The sequence below is a fragment of the Streptomyces sp. NPDC053541 genome (assembly GCF_044544705.1).
Classification (GTDB): Bacteria; Actinomycetota; Actinomycetes; order Streptomycetales; family Streptomycetaceae; genus Streptomyces.
The window spans coordinates 106,371-120,819 of the sequence record NZ_JBITXM010000008.1; the positions used below are offsets into that span (position 1 = coordinate 106,371).

The following is a 14,449-nucleotide window of genomic DNA, read 5'->3' on the forward strand; positions in this document are numbered from 1 at the left end:
CTCGGCGGTCACCGCCGTCGTCCGACTGCCCCCGTCGTCCCGTCGTCCCGCCGTCCCCGCCCGCCGGGGGCGGCGGCGTCGCGTCTGGCGACAACTCGCCAAGCCCTTCCGTCGCGGTCCGCCCGGAGGGCACGATGGCCGAGGAGCAGAACACGGCAGCCCTGCACCGTGTGGACCGTCCGATCGCCGGCGCCCGATCGCCCGGGTCCACCCCCGCCCGCCGCCGCTTCCGCTCCCTCCCCGCCCCGAGCGGCCCGCGCCGCCGCCCGGGAGGCCCGGTCCCGCTCCTCCTCGGGACCGAGGCTCGCCCGCACCCCCCCGCCGGAGAGGCCCCTCCGTCCGCCGCCCATGCGCCAGGCAGCGGCATCGGAGGGTCAGGCGGAAGGGAAACCCTGGCGCCGGAAAACTAACGGCGCTAGTTTGGGGTGCCCGTGCACGTGCCCCAGGCGAGGAGAGACAGCGGATGCAGGCCCACGACGCGATGTACATCGGCGGGGAGTGGCGCCCCGCCGCCACCACGGACACGCTTCCCGTGACCGACCCGGCGACCGAGCAGGTCGTCGCCCACGTCCCGGCCGGTACCGCCGAGGACGTGGACGCCGCCGTGCGCGCGGCCCACGCGGCCTTCCCCGGGTGGGCCGCCACCCCGCCAGCCGAGCGGGCCGCGCGGCTCTCCGCGCTGCGCGACGCCCTCTCCGCCCGCGCCGAGGAGATCGCCGCCACCGTCACCACCGAGCTGGGCGCCCCGCCGCAGCTCGCCGCCGCCGTGCACACCGGGCTGCCCATCGCCGTCGCCGGCTCCTACGCCGAACTCGCCGCCACCCACCCCTTCGAGGAGCGGATAGGCAACTCCACCGTCCACTCCGAGCCCGTCGGCGTGGTCGCCGCGATCACCCCCTGGAACTACCCGCTGCACCAGATCGTGGCCAAGGTCGCCCCCGCCCTCGCCGCCGGCTGCGCGATCGTCCTCAAGCCTGCCGAGGACACCCCGCTGACCGCCCAGCTGTTCGCCGAGGCCGTGCACGAGGCCGGCTTCCCGGCCGGTGTGTTCAACCTGGTCACCGGCCTCGGCACGGTCGCCGGGCAGGCCCTCGTCGAGCACCCCGGCGTGGACCTGGTCTCCTTCACCGGCTCCACCGCCGTCGGCAGGAGGATCGGCGCGCTCGCCGGCGGCGCGGTCAAGCGGGTCGCCCTCGAACTCGGCGGCAAGTCGGCCAACGTCATCCTGCCCAGCGCCGACCTCGGCAAGGCCGTCGCCGTCGGCATCGCCAACGTCATGTCCAACTCCGGCCAGACGTGCAGCGCCTGGACCCGGATGCTCGTCCACACCGAGCAGTACGACGAGGCCGTCGCCCTCGCCGCCGCGGCCGTCGCCAAGTACGTGCCGGGGGAGCGGGTCGGCCCGCTCGTCAACGCCCGGCAGCGCGACCGGGTGCGCGGCTACATCGAGCAGGGCATCGCCGAGGGTGCCCGGCTCGTCGCCGGCGGCCCCGACGCCCCGCTCGCGACCGGCTACTACGTCGCCCCGACCGTCTTCGCCGACGTCACCCCCGGCATGACCATCGCGCAGGAGGAGATCTTCGGCCCGGTCGTCTCGATCATCCGGTACGAGGACGAGGCCGACGCCCTGGCCATCGCCAACGGCACCGTCTACGGGCTCGCCGGCGCCGTCTGGGGCGAGGAGGCGGAGGCCGTGGCCTTCGCCCGCCGCATGGAGACCGGCCAGGTCGACATCAACGGCGGCCGCTTCAACCCGCTGGCCCCGTTCGGCGGCTGGAAGCAGTCCGGAGTGGGCCGCGAGCTCGGCAGGCACGGCCTCGCCGAGTACCTCCAGACGAAGTCCCTGCAGTTCTGACGAGGTCCCTGCAGTTCCAGCGACACGGGGGCACGTGCCGCCGTCCGCCCCGCCCTGCCCGTACGGGAAACCGAGGAGACACCAGCGTGATCCGCGCCGCCGTCCTGCCCGCCGTCGGCTCCGCCCTGGAGATCACCGGCATCGAACTGCCCGAGCCCGGGCCCGGCCAGGTCCGGGTCCGGCTGGCCGCCGCCGGGGTGTGCCACTCCGACCTGTCGCTGTCCAACGGCACCATGCGGGTCCCGGTGCCCGCCGTCCTGGGCCACGAGGGCGCCGGCACCGTGGTCTCCGTCGGCGAGGGGGTCACCCATGTCGCCCCCGGCGACGGCGTCGTCCTCAACTGGGCGCCGTCCTGCGGCAACTGCCACCCCTGCGGCCTCGGCGAGGTGTGGCTGTGCGCCAACGCGCTGGCCGGCGCCGCCGACGTGCACGCCCGCACCGCCGACGGCACCGAACTGCACCCCGGGCTCAACGTGGCGGCCTTCGCGGAGGAGACCGTCGTCGCCGCCGGCTGCGTGCTGCCCGTGCCCGACGGCGTGCCGCTCACCGAGGCCGCGCTGCTCGGCTGCGCCGTCCTCACCGGCTGGGGTGCCGTCCACCACTCCGCCCAGGTCCGGCCCGGCGAGACCGTCGCCGTGTTCGGCGTCGGCGGCGTCGGCCTCGCCACCCTCCAGGCCGCGCGGATCGCCGGCGCCGCCACGATCGTCGCCGTCGACGTCTCGCCGGAGAAGGAGGAACTGGCCCGGGCCGCCGGCGCCACCCACTACGTCCTGGCCTCCGACACCACCGCCAAGGAGATCCGGGCGCTCACCGGCGGACACGGCACCGACGTGGCCGTCGAGTGCGTCGGGCGCGCCACGACCATCCGCACCGCCTGGGAGTCCACCCGGCGCGGCGGCCGCACCACGGTCGTCGGCATCGGCGGCAAGGACCAGCAGGTCACCTTCAACGCCCTGGAGATCTTCCACTGGGGCCGCACCCTCGCCGGCTGCGTCTACGGCAACTCCAACCCCGCCGAGGACCTGCCCGTGCTCGCCGAGCACATCCGGGCCGGCCGGCTCGACCTGAGCACCCTGGTCACCGAACGCATCACCCTGGAGGGCATCCCGGGCGCCTTCGCCAACATGCTGGCCGGCAAGGGCGGCCGCGCCCTGGTCGTCTTCTAGCGCCGTACGGGATCGGCCGCGGGGCGCTCCACGGTCCGCGAGCGCGGGCGCGAGCGGGAGACCGCCACGCCCGCCAGGCACAGCGCGCCGCCGCCGAGCGTGAGCAGACCCGGGAGTTCGCCGAGGAGGACCCAGGCCATCAGCACCACCAGGGCAGGGACGGCGTACGTGGTCGCGCCCATCCGGCCCGCCGTGGTGCGGGCCAGGGCGTAGGCCCAGGTGGTGAAGGCGAGGGCGGTCGGGAAGACGCCCAGGTAGACCATGTTGAGGGTCGCCGACAGCGGGGCGCGGGCCGCCTCCGACACGAGCTGCCCCGCGAACGGCAGACAGGCCACCGTGCCGACCAGACACCCGAAGGTCGTCACCTGCAGCGCGCTGCCGTGCGCCAGGGCCGGCTTCTGCGCGACCACCCCGCCCGCGTACGCCACCGCCGCGAGCAGACACAGCAGCACCCCGAGCACCGAGGCGTGCCCGCCCCCCGAACCGGCCGACATCGACAGGCCGACCGCGACGGCGCCGGCGAAGGACACCGCCATGCCCGCGAGCAGCCGGGGCGGCAGGGCCTCGCCGAGCACCTTGGCGCCGAGGAGCGCGATCAGGATCGGCCCGATGTTCACCACCATCGCCGCCGTGCCCGCGTCGACCTCCTGCTCGCCCCAGTTGAGCACCACCATGTACGCGCCGAACCACAGCAGCCCCGACACCACGATCCCGCGCCAGGCGGCCCGCGGCGGCAGGCCCTCCCGCCGGACCAGGAGCACGGCCCCGAGGACGAGGGAGCCGGCGATCAGCCGGCCCAGGGCGAGGGCGCCGGGGGAGTAGGCGGCCCCCGCGCTGCGGATGGAGACGAAGGCGGAGGCCCACAGGACGACGGTGACGCCGGCGGCGGCGAGCGCGAGCCGCGCGGTGCGGGCGGGCGCGGTGGAGGAGTTCGGCATGGGAGGACCGTAGGGCCCGGACCCTTCGGCGTTCACCGCAATATCGCGCTCCGGCCCCCGGCCCCGGCCCCGCACTCCTGGCCCCCGCCCCGGTGCGGGCGGCCTCACCGCAGCTCCTTCGGCTCGATGCCGAGGCGCGCGTGCAGCGCCCGTTCCCCGGCCGCCGTGACCCGCACCGCGCGCTCGGACCCGATCCGTACGCACCAGCCGGCGTCCAGCGCGTGCCGGCACAGCTCCGCGCCCGCGAGCCCGGCCAGATGCGGCCTGCGCTCGGTCCAGTCGAGGCAGCCGCGGGCGAGCGGGCGCCGGCTCCGGCCCGGTACGAGCGGGAGGCCGAGGTCCGCGAACCAGGCGAGCCCGGCGTCGGTCAGCGCGAAACCGGTGTCCTGGCGCAGCAGCCCGCGGGCCGTCATCGCCCCGGCGATCGTGGTCCCGAGCCGCCCGGCGAGATGGTCGTAGCAGGTGCGGCCGCGGGCCATGGCCCGGCTGGCGTTCACGGCGCGCAGGCCGTGCGGGGCGGCGGGCCCGGCCGGTTCGGCGCGGGCGGCCAACTCCTCGACGAGACGGGCGATGCCGGCGTCGGCGAGCCGTACGTACCGGTGGCGGCCCTGCCGTTCCTCGCTGAGCACCCCGCCCGCGACCAGCCGGCCCAGGTGCTCGCTGGTGGTGGAGGGCGCCACCCCGGCGTGCCGGGCCAGCTCACCGGCGGTCCAGGCCCGGCCGTCGAGCAGGGCGAGCAGGAAGGCGGCGCGGGTCTCGTCGGCGAACAGTGCGGCCAGCGCCGCGAGTTTTTCGGGAGCCATGGTCCCAGGATGCCCCGGTCACCCTTCGGCACCGGCCGAAGCGTTCGGGCCCTCCTGCGCGGGCCCTACGCCCCGCTCGCGCCGCCCGCCTCGTCCTGCTTGGCCCACTGGCCCCGCACCCCGGCCTCGTACTGCGTGTTCAGCCCGTCGAGAAGCGCCCGCAGGCCCGTCTCGAAGGCCCCCCGGTCGACCTGCTCGCGGTGCTCCGCGAGGAGGTGGGCCTGGCCCAGGTGCGGGTAGTCGGCCGGGTCGTAGGCGTCCTCGTCGTCGACGAAGCCGCGGGCGAAGGAGCCGAGCGCGGAGCCGGTGATGAAGTAGCGCATCAGGGCGCCGATCCGGGTGGCCTGGGCGGGCGGCCAGCCGGCCCGCACCATCGCGCCGAAGACGGCGTCCGCGACCTTCAGACCGGCCGGGCGGCGGCCCGGGCCCTGCGCGAGCAGCGGCACCAGGTTCGGGTGGTCGGCCAGGGCGGCGCGATAGGAGACGGCCCAGTCGTGCAGCGCGGTGCGCCAGTCCCGGGGGTCGTCCGGCGCGAACATCGACAGGTCGACCTTCGCGCTGACCGCGTCGGCGACCGCGTCCAGGATCTCGTCCTTGGTGCCGAAGTGGTTGTAGAGGGAGGGGCCGCTGACGCCCAGTTCGGCGGCGAGCCGCCGGGTGGAGAGGGCGCCCAGGCCCTCGGCGTCCACGAGCGCGCCCGCCGTCGCGACGATGCGGTCTCGGCTGAGCAGGGGCTTGCGCGGTCGGGCCATGGCGCACATAGTAGGCGGGCACAGGAAAACTAGCAGTGGTAATTAAATCTCGGGTGGCCGCACCGGCGCCCGGGCCCGGACCGATGGGGTGACGCCGTGAATCTGGAGCTCAGCGAGGAGCAGGAGGCCGTACGCCGGCTCGCCGAGGACTTCGTCGCCCGCGAGGTCGCCCCGCACGCCGTCGCCTGGGACCGCGCCGAGGAGGTCGACCGGGGCATCGTGAAGAAGCTCGGCGCCGTCGGCTTCCTCGGTCTGACGATCCCCGAGGAGTACGGCGGCTCCGGCGGCGACCACCTCTCCTACTGCCTGGTCACCGAGGAGCTGGGCCGCGGCGACTCCTCGGTCCGCGGCATCGTCTCCGTCTCCCTCGGCCTGGTCGCCAAGACCCTCGCCGCCTGGGGCGACGAGCGGCAGAAGCGCGCCTGGCTGCCCCGGCTCGCCTCCGGCGAGGCCATCGGCTGCTTCGGCCTCACCGAGCCCGGCACCGGCTCCGACGCCGGCAACCTCGCCACCCGCGCGGTCCGCGACGGCGACGACTACGTCATCGACGGCAGCAAGATGTTCATCACCAACGGCACCTGGGCCGACGTGGTGCTGCTCTTCGCCCGCACCGGCGGCCCCGGCCACCGCGGAGTCTCCGCCTTCCTCGTCCCCACCGACACCCCCGGCCTCACCCGCCGCCCCGTCCACGGCAAGCTCGGGCTGCGCGGCCAGGCCACCGCCGAACTCGTCCTGGAAGGCGTCCGCGTCCCGGCGAGCGCCCTGCTCGGTCCCGAGGGCAAGGGCTTCTCCGTCGCCATGTCCGCCCTCGCCAAGGGCCGCATGTCGGTCGCCGCCGGCTGCGTCGGCATCGCCCAGGCCGCGCTCGACGCGGCCGTCCGCTACGCCGGGGAGCGCGAGCAGTTCGGCAAGCCCATCGCCTCGTACCAGCTCGTGCAGGAGATGATCAGCGACATCGCCGTCGACGTCGACGCCGCCCGGCTGCTGACCTGGCGGGTCGCCGATCTGATCGACCGCGGCCAGGACTTCGCCACCGCCGCCTCCAAGGCCAAGCTGTACGCCTCCGAGGCCGCCGTCCGCGCGGCGAACAACGCCCTCCAGGTCTTCGGCGGCTACGGCTACATCGACGAGTACCCGGTCGGCAAGCTGCTCCGGGACGCCCGCGTGATGACCCTCTACGAGGGCACCAGCCAGATCCAGAAGCTCATCATCGGCCGCGCGCTCACCGGCGTCTCCGCCTTCTGAGCGGGGACCGCGTACCGGCACCGAACCCGGGACTGAGTACCCGCACTGAGTACCCGCGTTGAGTATCCGGGCGGATGTGGCGCGGGCCACGTCCGCCCGATGCTGTCCGGCATGAGCGACTCACCGGTCAAGCAGCAGAACACCGCCGCCTACTACGCCCAGGCCGTCATCTCCTTCGGCCTCGCCCTCGCCGCCGTGGCCATCGGCGTCTACCAGCTGGACGCCAGCGCCTGGGTGCGGGCCTTCCTCGCCATCTCGGTCCTCTACCTCACCACCTCGGCCTTCACCCTCGCCAAGGTGGTCCGCGACCGCCAGGAGGCGGGCCAGATCGTCAGCCGGGTCGACCAGGCCCGCCTGGAGAAGCTGCTCGCCGAGCACGACCCCTTCCAGAAGCTCTGAGGCCGGGCGCCGGTCGATCCCTAAGCGCTTGCTCAGCTTCGTTGTATGGTGTTCGTCCCTGACGGCCCGAGGAGGAGTGTGCGATGAGCGCGGCGGAGGAGACCCCCGGCGGCGAGGACATGCCGTGGGGCGAGGTCACGCCCGAGGCCGCCCGGCGCCTGCTGGTCGCGGCCGTCGAGGCCTTCGCCGAGCGCGGCTACCACGCCACCACGACCCGGGACATCGCGGGCCGGGCCGGCATGAGCCCGGCCGCCCTCTACATCCACTACAAGACCAAGGAAGAGCTGCTCCACCGGATCAGCCGGATCGGCCACGACAAGGCCCTGGAGATCCTCCGGGCCTCCGCCGACGGCCCCGGCACCGCCGCCGAGCGGCTCGCCGACGCCGTGCGCTCCTTCGTGCGCTGGCACGCCGAGCGGCACACCACCGCGCGGGTCGTGCAGTACGAGCTCGACGCCCTCGGCCCCGAGCACCGCACCGAGATCGTGGCGCTGCGCCGCGAGTCGGACGCCACCGTGCGGCGGATCATCGACGAGGGCGTGGCGGCGGGGGAGTTCGACGTCTCCGACGTGGCCGGCACCGCGGTCGCGATCCTCTCGCTGTGCATCGACGTCTCGCGCTGGTTCAACACCCAGGGCCGGCACACGGCCGACCAGGTCGGCGCGCTCTACGCCGACCTGGTGCTCCGGATGGTCGGCGCTCAGAAGTAGTAGCGGGAGACCGACTCCGCGACGCAGACCGGCTTGTCGCCGCCCTCGCGCTCCACGGTCACCGTCGCCGTCACCTGCACGCCGCCGCCCGCCTCCGTCACCTCGGTGAGCACGGCGGTGGCCCGCAGCCGGGAGCCCACCGGCACCGGGGCGGGGAACCGCACCTTGTTGGTGCCGTAGTTGAGGCCCATCTTCATGCCCTCCACCCGCATGATCTGCGGCACCAGCGTGGGGAGCAGCGAGAGGGTGAGGTAGCCGTGGGCGATGGTCCTCCCGAACGGGCCGTCGGCCGCGCGCTCCGGATCGACGTGGATCCACTGGTGGTCACCGGTGGCCTCGGCGAACTGGTCGATCCGCTTCTGCTCGATCTCCAGCCAGTCGCTGTGCCCCAGCTGCTCGCCGACCCCGGCGCGCAGCTCCTCGGCGGAGGTGAAGATCCTCGGCTCGGCCATGTTCCGCTCCCTCTCCCGCAATGTCTGACCCGCATCATCTAAGCAACTGCTTAGCATGTTGCGGGCAGTCGGCGGCTCCTGTCAACGCACCCGTCTCACGTAGGCTCGGACGGGTGCCGCAGATTCCCGAGAAGATCCACGAACTCACCGTCGGCCAGCTGTCCGCGCGCAGCGGAGCGGCCGTCTCCGCCCTCCACTTCTACGAGGCGAAGGGCCTGATCAGCAGCCGTCGCACCAGCGGCAACCAGCGCCGCTACGGACGGGACATCCTGCGCCGGGTCGCCTTCATCCGGGCGGCCCAGCGGGTCGGCATCCCGCTCGCCACCGTCCGCGACGCACTCGCCCGGCTGCCCGAGGAACGCACCCCGACCCACGAGGACTGGGCCCGGCTCTCGGCGGACTGGCGGGCCGAGCTCGACGAGCGGATCCGCCAGCTCGGCCGGCTCCGCGACCACCTCAGCGACTGCATCGGCTGCGGCTGTCTCTCCCTGGAGAAGTGCGTCCTGTCCAACCCCGACGACGTCTTCGGCGAGCGCCTCACCGGCTCGCGTCTGATGCCGGAGCGCCGGAAGGACTGAGTGCCGGAAGGACTGAGTGCCGGAAGGACTGGCCCCGTGATCGAGACGGGACCGGCGGCATGAGAAGGGCGGGGCCCACCACCCCCGTGGGTGGGCCCCGCCCGGTTTGCGTGGCCGTGCGGCCGGTGTCACTCGTACTCGGTGCCGCCCTTGCGGGTCAGATACGCCGGGCTGACCGCCTTCGCGATGGCCCGCCCGCCGACGACCGGGCTGTGCCGCTCGGCCACCGGGCGGATCACCACCCCCTCGCGCAGGTGCAGTTCGCGCCCGGAGACCGTCTCCCGGCCGGTGGCCAGCGCGAGCACGGTGTCCAGGTCGTACGGGCCGGTGTACAGCCGCGGTACGAGGGGCAGCTCACCCGGCTCCAGGACCTCGGCCGGGTCCAGCCAGCGCACCCGCCCGTCGATCTCGGCGGCCAGGTCGAACAGCGCGAAGCCGACGCCGTCCCGGGCGCGGGCGTCGGCCCCGTACCCCAGGTCCTGCACCCCGGCCCCGTACACCTCGCCGAACAGCCCGACGCGGGACGCCCCGAGGCGCGCGGCGAGCCGGGCCGCGACGGCGGGCAGACCGTGGCCGTGGACCGCGCGCCAGTACAGGTTGCGCGGGTCCTCCTTCAGGGCCAGGCCCTTGGCCCCGAAGCCCTTGGACGAGACCAGGGTCCGGCCCTCCGCCGCGAGGTGGGTGACCAGGCAGGCCGTGCCGTGCAGCTTCTCGGTGAGGACCACCGGCTCGCCGGGCGCGAACACGTCGGGGAAGCGGTGCAGGTTCTCGATCTCCACCCAGGGCAGCAGGTCCGGGGCCGACTCCACCTCGCCGCTCATGGTCGGCGGGACCGGCGGCGACCACTTGACGATCCCGAGCAGCTCCGCGAAGTCCGTGCCCTCCTTCGCCGCCCGCTCCAGGTCCACCCCGTCGAGCGCCTTCGGCCGGCACACGATGCCCTGCGACAGCTCGCCGCGCAGCCGCACCGCCTTGACCCGGTCCGAGGCCTTGCCCGCGAGCCGCCCGGTCAGCCCCAGCTCCTCGACCAACGCGGCGGGCAGCACCGCCTGTTCGGGGATGTAGACCGCCACGTCGCCCGACCGGTAGCTGCCCTTGGCGACGACGGCCCGGTAGAGGCCGACCTGCGCGAGCTCCAGGGCGTCGGCGTCGGGGTGCTCGTGGACGGTCAGGGTCTCGGCGGTGACGCGCAGCGTCGACATGTCAGAACTCCGGTCGTTTCGGGTGATCGGGTGGCGTGGTCATCGCGCTCCACTGTGCCGGTCCGAATTCCCGTGGGCGAACGCTTTGTTGCCTGGTAGCGTCCCTCCCTTTCGCCGGGTGCCGCCCCGGGCGGGGCGTGCGACCGCCTACGCCGGCAGGGGCGCCGCGGCGGGTTCGGCGAGTGCCGCCGCGACGAGCCGGGCGTTCGAGGCGGCCGGGGTGCCGTCCGGGAGCAGCAGGGTGTCCTCCAGGCCGATCCGGGTGCCCAGGCCGAGACGCCGGGCGAGCCGCAGGACCGGCCAGGCCGAGCCGTCCACACCGTGCAGCAGCACCGGCCGGGCGTGCGGGGACCGGGCGAGCGCCGCGAGCAGGGCCCGCGCGGTCTCCTCGGCCCGCACCGGTGAGGGGTCCCGCACCGCGGCCACCACCCGCCGTACCCGGGGCGCCCACGCCGAGCGCAGGAAACGGGCCGGGCCGTCGGTGCCCGAGCACAGCACCGCCTCCACCGCCACGCCCCGGTCGAGCAGGGCCGCGGCGAGGGACTCGGCGCCCGGCTCGTGCCAGTTCACGGAGGCGTGGTCCGGCAGCACGGTCCAGGACCGTACCCGGGCCAGCCGGCGCACCGGGTCGGGCTCCGCCCAGGCCCCGGTCGTCACGCCCACCGGCACGTCCACCACCGCGCGGATCGCGGTCAGCGTCTCGGCGAGCACCCGCGGCGAGAGGGTGTCGCTCCCGCACGGCGTCCTCGGATGCACGTGCACGTCCCCGGCGCCCGCCGCGACGGCCGCCGCCGCGGCCTCGGCCAGCGCCTCCGGGACCGCCGGGACGGCCGCGGACTCCCCGGGTCCGCGGCGGCCGTTGAGGCACACCTGGAGCATCACGCCACCGACGCAAGCCGGGCCGTGCCGGCACCGCGGGTCCGGGCCAGCGCCCGGGGCGTCAGCACCGCCCGCGGTATCAGCACCCCGCAGTCCTCGCAGGCCGGACCGAGCCAGGGCTCGTCCGCCGGCCCGTCGCGCCACTCGATGCGCGGCCCCGCGCACACCGGGCAGTGCTCGCCCGGATCCCGCCGCAGCGCGGCCACCAGGCGCCCCACCACCTCCGGCAGCGGCTCGGCCGGGTGGTGGGCCGGGTCGTCGCAGCGGGCCACCCCGTTGCCGCCCCAGATCCCGCGGTGCCACTCGTCGAGCCCGTCCGGGCGGCGCAGTCCGTCGTGCTTCTCGCGCCGCCGCCGCTCGGCGAACTCCTCCTCGTACGCGAGCCAGATCCGCCGCGCCGCCTCCAGCTCGTCGAGCGCGGCCACCAGCCGGCTCGGATCGGCCTCCCGGTCCTCGGGACCGAAGCCGTGCCTGCGGCACAGATGGTCCCAGGTCGCCCGGTGACCGTACGGCGCGAACCGCTCCAGGCACTTGCGCAGCGAATAGCGGCGCAACGCCGTGTCGCACCCAGGGTCGCGGACCTGTCTCGCGAGACTCCGGAACCCGGCCATCGTCTCCACCTCCGTCGCTAGCACTCCGGTGCTAAGAGAGGGACGAACGAGAGCCGCGTCCTGTTCCATCACCGGCCCGGAACCCGGTCGCGGGCCGGCCGGGCCGGGGCCGCGCTCAGTCGAACCGGCCCGCTCGCGCCACCACCCGGGCCAGCTCGGCGTGGCAGATGTCGCTGTGCTCGGACACCACGGCCGCCGTGTCCACGCTCACGCAGCCGGTCCCGGGCAGCCCGTCGGCCAGGACGGCCGCGAGGGTGCGGGCCGCCGTGCCCGGGACGGCCTGCACGCCGTCGTAGCCGATCGCCCACCAGCGCCGCTCGTCGCCGAGCAGCGACTCGTCGTCCCGGGAGATCCGGGAGGCCAGCGGGTAGAAGACCCGCAGCGCCGTGTCGCGGTGAGAGTGGCAGGCCACCAGCGGCCCGTCGATCCGGTCCTGCAGTCCGGCCAGCGAGCCGCCGTGGCCGCGGTCGTGCGGCAGCCGGGCGGCGAAGGCGTAGTGCGAGAAGGCGCCCTGGAGCAGGGTCACCGACTTCACGTTCCGCGCCCCGGCCGGCAGTCCGCGCAGCGCGTGCGCGACCAGCCGGGCGCCGAAGCTGTGCCCGACCAGGTGCACCCGCAGCCCCGGCGCCGCCCGGCCGAGCTCGCCGAGCAGCGGGCCGAGGCCCCGCTCGCCGACCACGCCCGCCCGGCGCTTCATCGTGAAGTAGGTGGCCTGCCGCAGCGCCTCCCTGGCGCCCTTCCACCAGCGCACCGCCGGGTTCCCGCCGAACAGCGCCTCGGCCCCGGCGCCCTCCGCCCCCTCCAGGGCGTCGGCGAACATCCCGTACACCAGGGCCGGTTCGCCCACCAGGAACTGTGGCACCGAGGCCACGGTCCCGACCGCCGCCCGTCCCTCGGCGCTGGTCCCGGTCAGCTCCCGCAGCAGCCCGGCGAACTCCTCCAGGGCCGCCTCGTTCGCCGGTTCGGCGGCCAGCAGCCCCTCGATCCGGTCCACCGTCGCCGCCCGCTCCGGCAGGACGGCCCGCAGCGCCGGATAGTCCGGCACCCGCTCGTCGGAAAACATGATCGAGGGCCACACCAGCCCCGCGAACCCGAGCCTCCGGCCCGGTCCCGTGACCCCGGGGAAGGGCTCGAAGAAGCGGTCGAAGAGACCGCTCGCCACGGAGGGCGAGTTGTTCCAGCCGTGCGCGAAGAGCACCAGATCCGTGCACCCCTCGCGCGCGAGCCCCGCGAGCGCCGCCGCCTGCCCGCCCGGCCCGTCGCCGTCCTTGTCGAGCACCACCTCGCGGTACGGCTCGACACTCGTCACCGTCATGGGCCCGTCCCTCCGCGTCGAGGAGCGCCGGTCGGCACCGGCATTCTTCCCGCGCGCGGGGGCGGACACGCACGGCGCGCGTCACGGCTGGGGCGGTCTAGTGGTACAGCAGGTACTCCCCCCGCAGTTCCCGGAAGGCCGCCAGGTCCGACGACCAGGCGCCGACGACCTCGTCCGTGTCCGCTCCCGCGTCGATCAGGGTGCGGACGCGGGTCGAGCCGGTGAGCTTGTCGATCCAGTGGTCGGGGCGCCAGGCGAATCCGGGCCAGACGCGGCGGGCGGTGACGAGCAGGGCGACGGCCGTGCGGACCGGGTCGAAGGTCTCGCGGTCGTGGACCATGAGCTGGACGCCGCCGACCGTTTTGCCCTGGAACTTGGAGAAGGTGGGGGCGAAGTACGCCTCGCGGAAGCGCACGCCCGGCAGGCCGGCGGCGTTCGCGGCCTCCGCCCAGCGGCCGTCGATGCCCTCCGCGCCGAGGAGTTCGAAGGGGCGGGTGGTGCCGCGGCCCTCGGAGAGGTTGGTGCCCTCGAAGAGGCAGGTGCCGGAGTAGACGAGTGCCGTGTCGGGCGTCGGCATGTTGGGGCTGGGCGGCACCCAGGGCAGCCCGGTCGCGTCGAAGAAGTCCGCGCGCCGCCAGCCGGTCATGGCGACCGTCTCCAGCGGGACCGGCTTGGGCAGGAACTCCGCGTTGAACAGCCGGGCCAGCTCCGCCACCGTCATGCCGTGCGCCTGCGCGATCGGCTCGCGGCCCACGAAGGTGGCGAAGGCCCGGTCCAGGACCGGGCCGAGCGCGGCCCGCCCGGTCACCGGGTTCGGGCGGTCCAGGACCACGAAACGTTTCCCCGCGAGCGCGGCGGCCGCCATGCAGTCGTACAGCGTCCAGATGTACGTGTAGAAGCGGGCGCCGACGTCCTGGATGTCGAAGACCACCGTGTCCACGCCGGAGGCGGTGAAGATGTCGGCGAGCGGCTGACCGCTCTTCAGATACGTGTCGTAGACGGGCAGTCCGGTCGCCGGGTCCTCGTGGCGCCCCTCGGAGCCGCCGGCCTGGGCGGTGCCGCGGAAGCCGTGCTCGGGGCCGAAGACGGCGACCAGGTCGACGCGTTCGTCGGCGTGCATCACGTCCACCAGGTGCCGGGCCTCGGCGGTGATGCCGGTGGGGTTGGTGACCACGCCCACCCGCTGCCCGGCCAGCGGCGCGTAGCCGTCGTCGGCGAGGCGGTCGAATCCGGTGCGCACCCGGCGGCCCCGGCCGGGCGGCGCGTCGGCGGCGGCCGGGCCGGACCCGGCGAGGACGGCGCCGGTGGTCAGCGCGCCGGTGGCCAGCGCGGCGCCGCCGGCGGTCAGCAGCCCGCGTCGGGACAGGTCGGCACGGCTCATGGGGAAACCTCCTTGATCGCCTTCCCTGACATGGCCCCGCAGGCTAGCGCCGGCACGGCCCGCGCGGAACGAGGCGTACCGCGCCACTCTCTTCCCCCACTCCATACCGACCGGTTAGTCTGCCCGCACGGGGGCCCGGGAACGACGACGGAGAGGTGGGCCG

General features: G+C 74.9%; 15 protein-coding genes. 6 read left to right on the top strand and 9 right to left on the bottom strand.

Features of this window, described 5'->3' with window-relative positions:
• Positions 1 to 463: 463 nt before the first annotated feature.
• On the top strand, positions 464 to 1,855 hold the full coding sequence (locus ACIGW2_RS21140) for an aldehyde dehydrogenase family protein (RefSeq protein ID WP_399845070.1): 1,392 nt from the start codon (positions 464 to 466) through the stop codon (positions 1,853 to 1,855).
• 86 nt (positions 1,856 to 1,941) lie between these two features.
• Positions 1,942 to 3,021, top strand: a complete 1,080-nt coding sequence (locus ACIGW2_RS21145; RefSeq protein WP_399845072.1) for a Zn-dependent alcohol dehydrogenase — start codon at positions 1,942 to 1,944, stop codon at positions 3,019 to 3,021.
• On the opposite strand, the gene ACIGW2_RS21150 is transcribed toward ACIGW2_RS21145, so the two are convergent.
• The 3 genes from ACIGW2_RS21150 to ACIGW2_RS21160 all read right to left on the bottom strand — a co-directional run bounded on the left by ACIGW2_RS21150 (position 3,018) and on the right by ACIGW2_RS21160 (position 5,514).
• A complete protein-coding gene (locus tag ACIGW2_RS21150) occupies positions 3,018 to 3,959 on the bottom strand; it encodes a DMT family transporter (RefSeq protein WP_391653921.1) in 942 nt (313 codons plus the stop codon). The genes ACIGW2_RS21145 and ACIGW2_RS21150 overlap by 4 nt on opposite strands.
• 104 nt (positions 3,960 to 4,063) lie before the next feature.
• Complete coding sequence (locus ACIGW2_RS21155) at positions 4,064 to 4,762, bottom strand: ArsR/SmtB family transcription factor (RefSeq protein ID WP_391653920.1); 699 nt, start codon at positions 4,760 to 4,762, stop codon at positions 4,064 to 4,066.
• A 65-nt stretch (positions 4,763 to 4,827) separates the two neighbouring features.
• Positions 4,828 to 5,514 carry a TetR/AcrR family transcriptional regulator gene (locus ACIGW2_RS21160; protein ID WP_361580273.1) on the bottom strand — a complete coding sequence of 229 codons (687 nt, stop codon included), beginning with the start codon at positions 5,512 to 5,514 and terminating at the stop codon, positions 4,828 to 4,830.
• A 96-nt stretch (positions 5,515 to 5,610) separates the two neighbouring features.
• Here ACIGW2_RS21160 and ACIGW2_RS21165 point away from each other — a divergent pair, with 96 nt between their 5' ends.
• The 3 genes from ACIGW2_RS21165 to ACIGW2_RS21175 all read left to right on the top strand — a co-directional run bounded on the left by ACIGW2_RS21165 (position 5,611) and on the right by ACIGW2_RS21175 (position 7,868).
• Positions 5,611 to 6,759: an acyl-CoA dehydrogenase family protein gene (locus tag ACIGW2_RS21165; protein ID WP_391653919.1), complete on the top strand. Its 1,149-nt coding sequence runs from the start codon at positions 5,611 to 5,613 to the stop codon at positions 6,757 to 6,759.
• A gap of 111 nt (positions 6,760 to 6,870) precedes the next feature.
• A complete protein-coding gene (locus tag ACIGW2_RS21170; RefSeq protein WP_356073405.1) occupies positions 6,871 to 7,158 on the top strand; it encodes a YiaA/YiaB family inner membrane protein in 288 nt (95 codons plus the stop codon).
• An 83-nt stretch (positions 7,159 to 7,241) separates the two neighbouring features.
• Positions 7,242 to 7,868 carry a TetR/AcrR family transcriptional regulator gene (locus tag ACIGW2_RS21175; RefSeq protein ID WP_356073402.1) on the top strand — a complete coding sequence of 209 codons (627 nt, stop codon included), beginning with the start codon at positions 7,242 to 7,244 and terminating at the stop codon, positions 7,866 to 7,868.
• On the opposite strand, the gene ACIGW2_RS21180 is transcribed toward ACIGW2_RS21175, so the two are convergent.
• The gene (locus tag ACIGW2_RS21180) at positions 7,859 to 8,320 is read right to left on the bottom strand and encodes a MaoC family dehydratase (RefSeq protein WP_361580265.1); all 462 of its coding nucleotides are present in this window, start codon (positions 8,318 to 8,320) and stop codon (positions 7,859 to 7,861) included. The two genes, ACIGW2_RS21175 and ACIGW2_RS21180, sit on opposite strands and share 10 nt — an antisense overlap.
• Before the next feature lie 113 nt (positions 8,321 to 8,433).
• Between ACIGW2_RS21180 and soxR the strand changes: the two genes are divergently transcribed.
• Positions 8,434 to 8,898, top strand: a complete 465-nt coding sequence (gene soxR, locus ACIGW2_RS21185; protein WP_361580263.1) for a redox-sensitive transcriptional activator SoxR — start codon at positions 8,434 to 8,436, stop codon at positions 8,896 to 8,898.
• Positions 8,899 to 9,026: 128 nt separating this feature from the next.
• On the opposite strand, the gene ACIGW2_RS21190 is transcribed toward soxR, so the two are convergent.
• From ACIGW2_RS21190 to ACIGW2_RS21210, 5 genes are all read right to left on the bottom strand, one after another.
• Positions 9,027 to 10,100, bottom strand: a complete 1,074-nt coding sequence (locus ACIGW2_RS21190; RefSeq protein WP_399845077.1) for an RNA ligase (ATP) — start codon at positions 10,098 to 10,100, stop codon at positions 9,027 to 9,029.
• 147 nt (positions 10,101 to 10,247) lie between these two features.
• Positions 10,248 to 10,979: a 3-keto-5-aminohexanoate cleavage protein gene (locus ACIGW2_RS21195; protein WP_399845379.1), complete on the bottom strand. Its 732-nt coding sequence runs from the start codon at positions 10,977 to 10,979 to the stop codon at positions 10,248 to 10,250.
• Positions 10,979 to 11,590: a hypothetical protein gene (locus ACIGW2_RS21200; RefSeq protein WP_391653915.1), complete on the bottom strand. Its 612-nt coding sequence runs from the start codon at positions 11,588 to 11,590 to the stop codon at positions 10,979 to 10,981. The genes ACIGW2_RS21195 and ACIGW2_RS21200 overlap by 1 nt, the downstream gene beginning before the upstream one ends.
• Before the next feature lie 115 nt (positions 11,591 to 11,705).
• Positions 11,706 to 12,905 carry a serine-threonine protein kinase gene (locus tag ACIGW2_RS21205; protein ID WP_399845079.1) on the bottom strand — a complete coding sequence of 400 codons (1,200 nt, stop codon included), beginning with the start codon at positions 12,903 to 12,905 and terminating at the stop codon, positions 11,706 to 11,708.
• Positions 12,906 to 13,002: 97 nt separating this feature from the next.
• Entirely contained in the window at positions 13,003 to 14,286 is a 1,284-nt protein-coding gene (locus ACIGW2_RS21210) for an exo-beta-N-acetylmuramidase NamZ domain-containing protein (protein ID WP_399845082.1), read from the bottom strand.
• Between the last annotated feature and the right edge of the window lie 163 nt (positions 14,287 to 14,449).

Excerpts from the sequence above, each read along its gene's own strand:
- ACIGW2_RS21150 (WP_391653921.1), bottom strand. The coding sequence starts at position 3,959 with ATGCCGAACTCCTCCACCGCGCCCGCCCGCACCGCGCGGCTCGCGCTC.
- ACIGW2_RS21200 (WP_391653915.1), bottom strand. The coding sequence starts at position 11,590 with ATGGCCGGGTTCCGGAGTCTCGCGAGACAGGTCCGCGACCCTGGGTGC.
- ACIGW2_RS21195 (WP_399845379.1), bottom strand. The coding sequence starts at position 10,979 with ATGCTCCAGGTGTGCCTCAACGGCCGCCGCGGACCCGGGGAGTCCGCG.
- ACIGW2_RS21140 (WP_399845070.1), top strand. The coding sequence starts at position 464 with ATGCAGGCCCACGACGCGATGTACATCGGCGGGGAGTGGCGCCCCGCC.
- ACIGW2_RS21155 (WP_391653920.1), bottom strand. The coding sequence starts at position 4,762 with ATGGCTCCCGAAAAACTCGCGGCGCTGGCCGCACTGTTCGCCGACGAG.
- ACIGW2_RS21180 (WP_361580265.1), bottom strand. The coding sequence starts at position 8,320 with ATGGCCGAGCCGAGGATCTTCACCTCCGCCGAGGAGCTGCGCGCCGGG.
- ACIGW2_RS21190 (WP_399845077.1), bottom strand. The coding sequence starts at position 10,100 with ATGTCGACGCTGCGCGTCACCGCCGAGACCCTGACCGTCCACGAGCAC.
- ACIGW2_RS21170 (WP_356073405.1), top strand. The coding sequence starts at position 6,871 with ATGAGCGACTCACCGGTCAAGCAGCAGAACACCGCCGCCTACTACGCC.
- ACIGW2_RS21175 (WP_356073402.1), top strand. The coding sequence starts at position 7,242 with ATGAGCGCGGCGGAGGAGACCCCCGGCGGCGAGGACATGCCGTGGGGC.
- ACIGW2_RS21205 (WP_399845079.1), bottom strand. The coding sequence starts at position 12,905 with ATGACGGTGACGAGTGTCGAGCCGTACCGCGAGGTGGTGCTCGACAAG.
- ACIGW2_RS21210 (WP_399845082.1), bottom strand. The coding sequence starts at position 14,286 with ATGAGCCGTGCCGACCTGTCCCGACGCGGGCTGCTGACCGCCGGCGGC.
- ACIGW2_RS21160 (WP_361580273.1), bottom strand. The coding sequence starts at position 5,514 with ATGGCCCGACCGCGCAAGCCCCTGCTCAGCCGAGACCGCATCGTCGCG.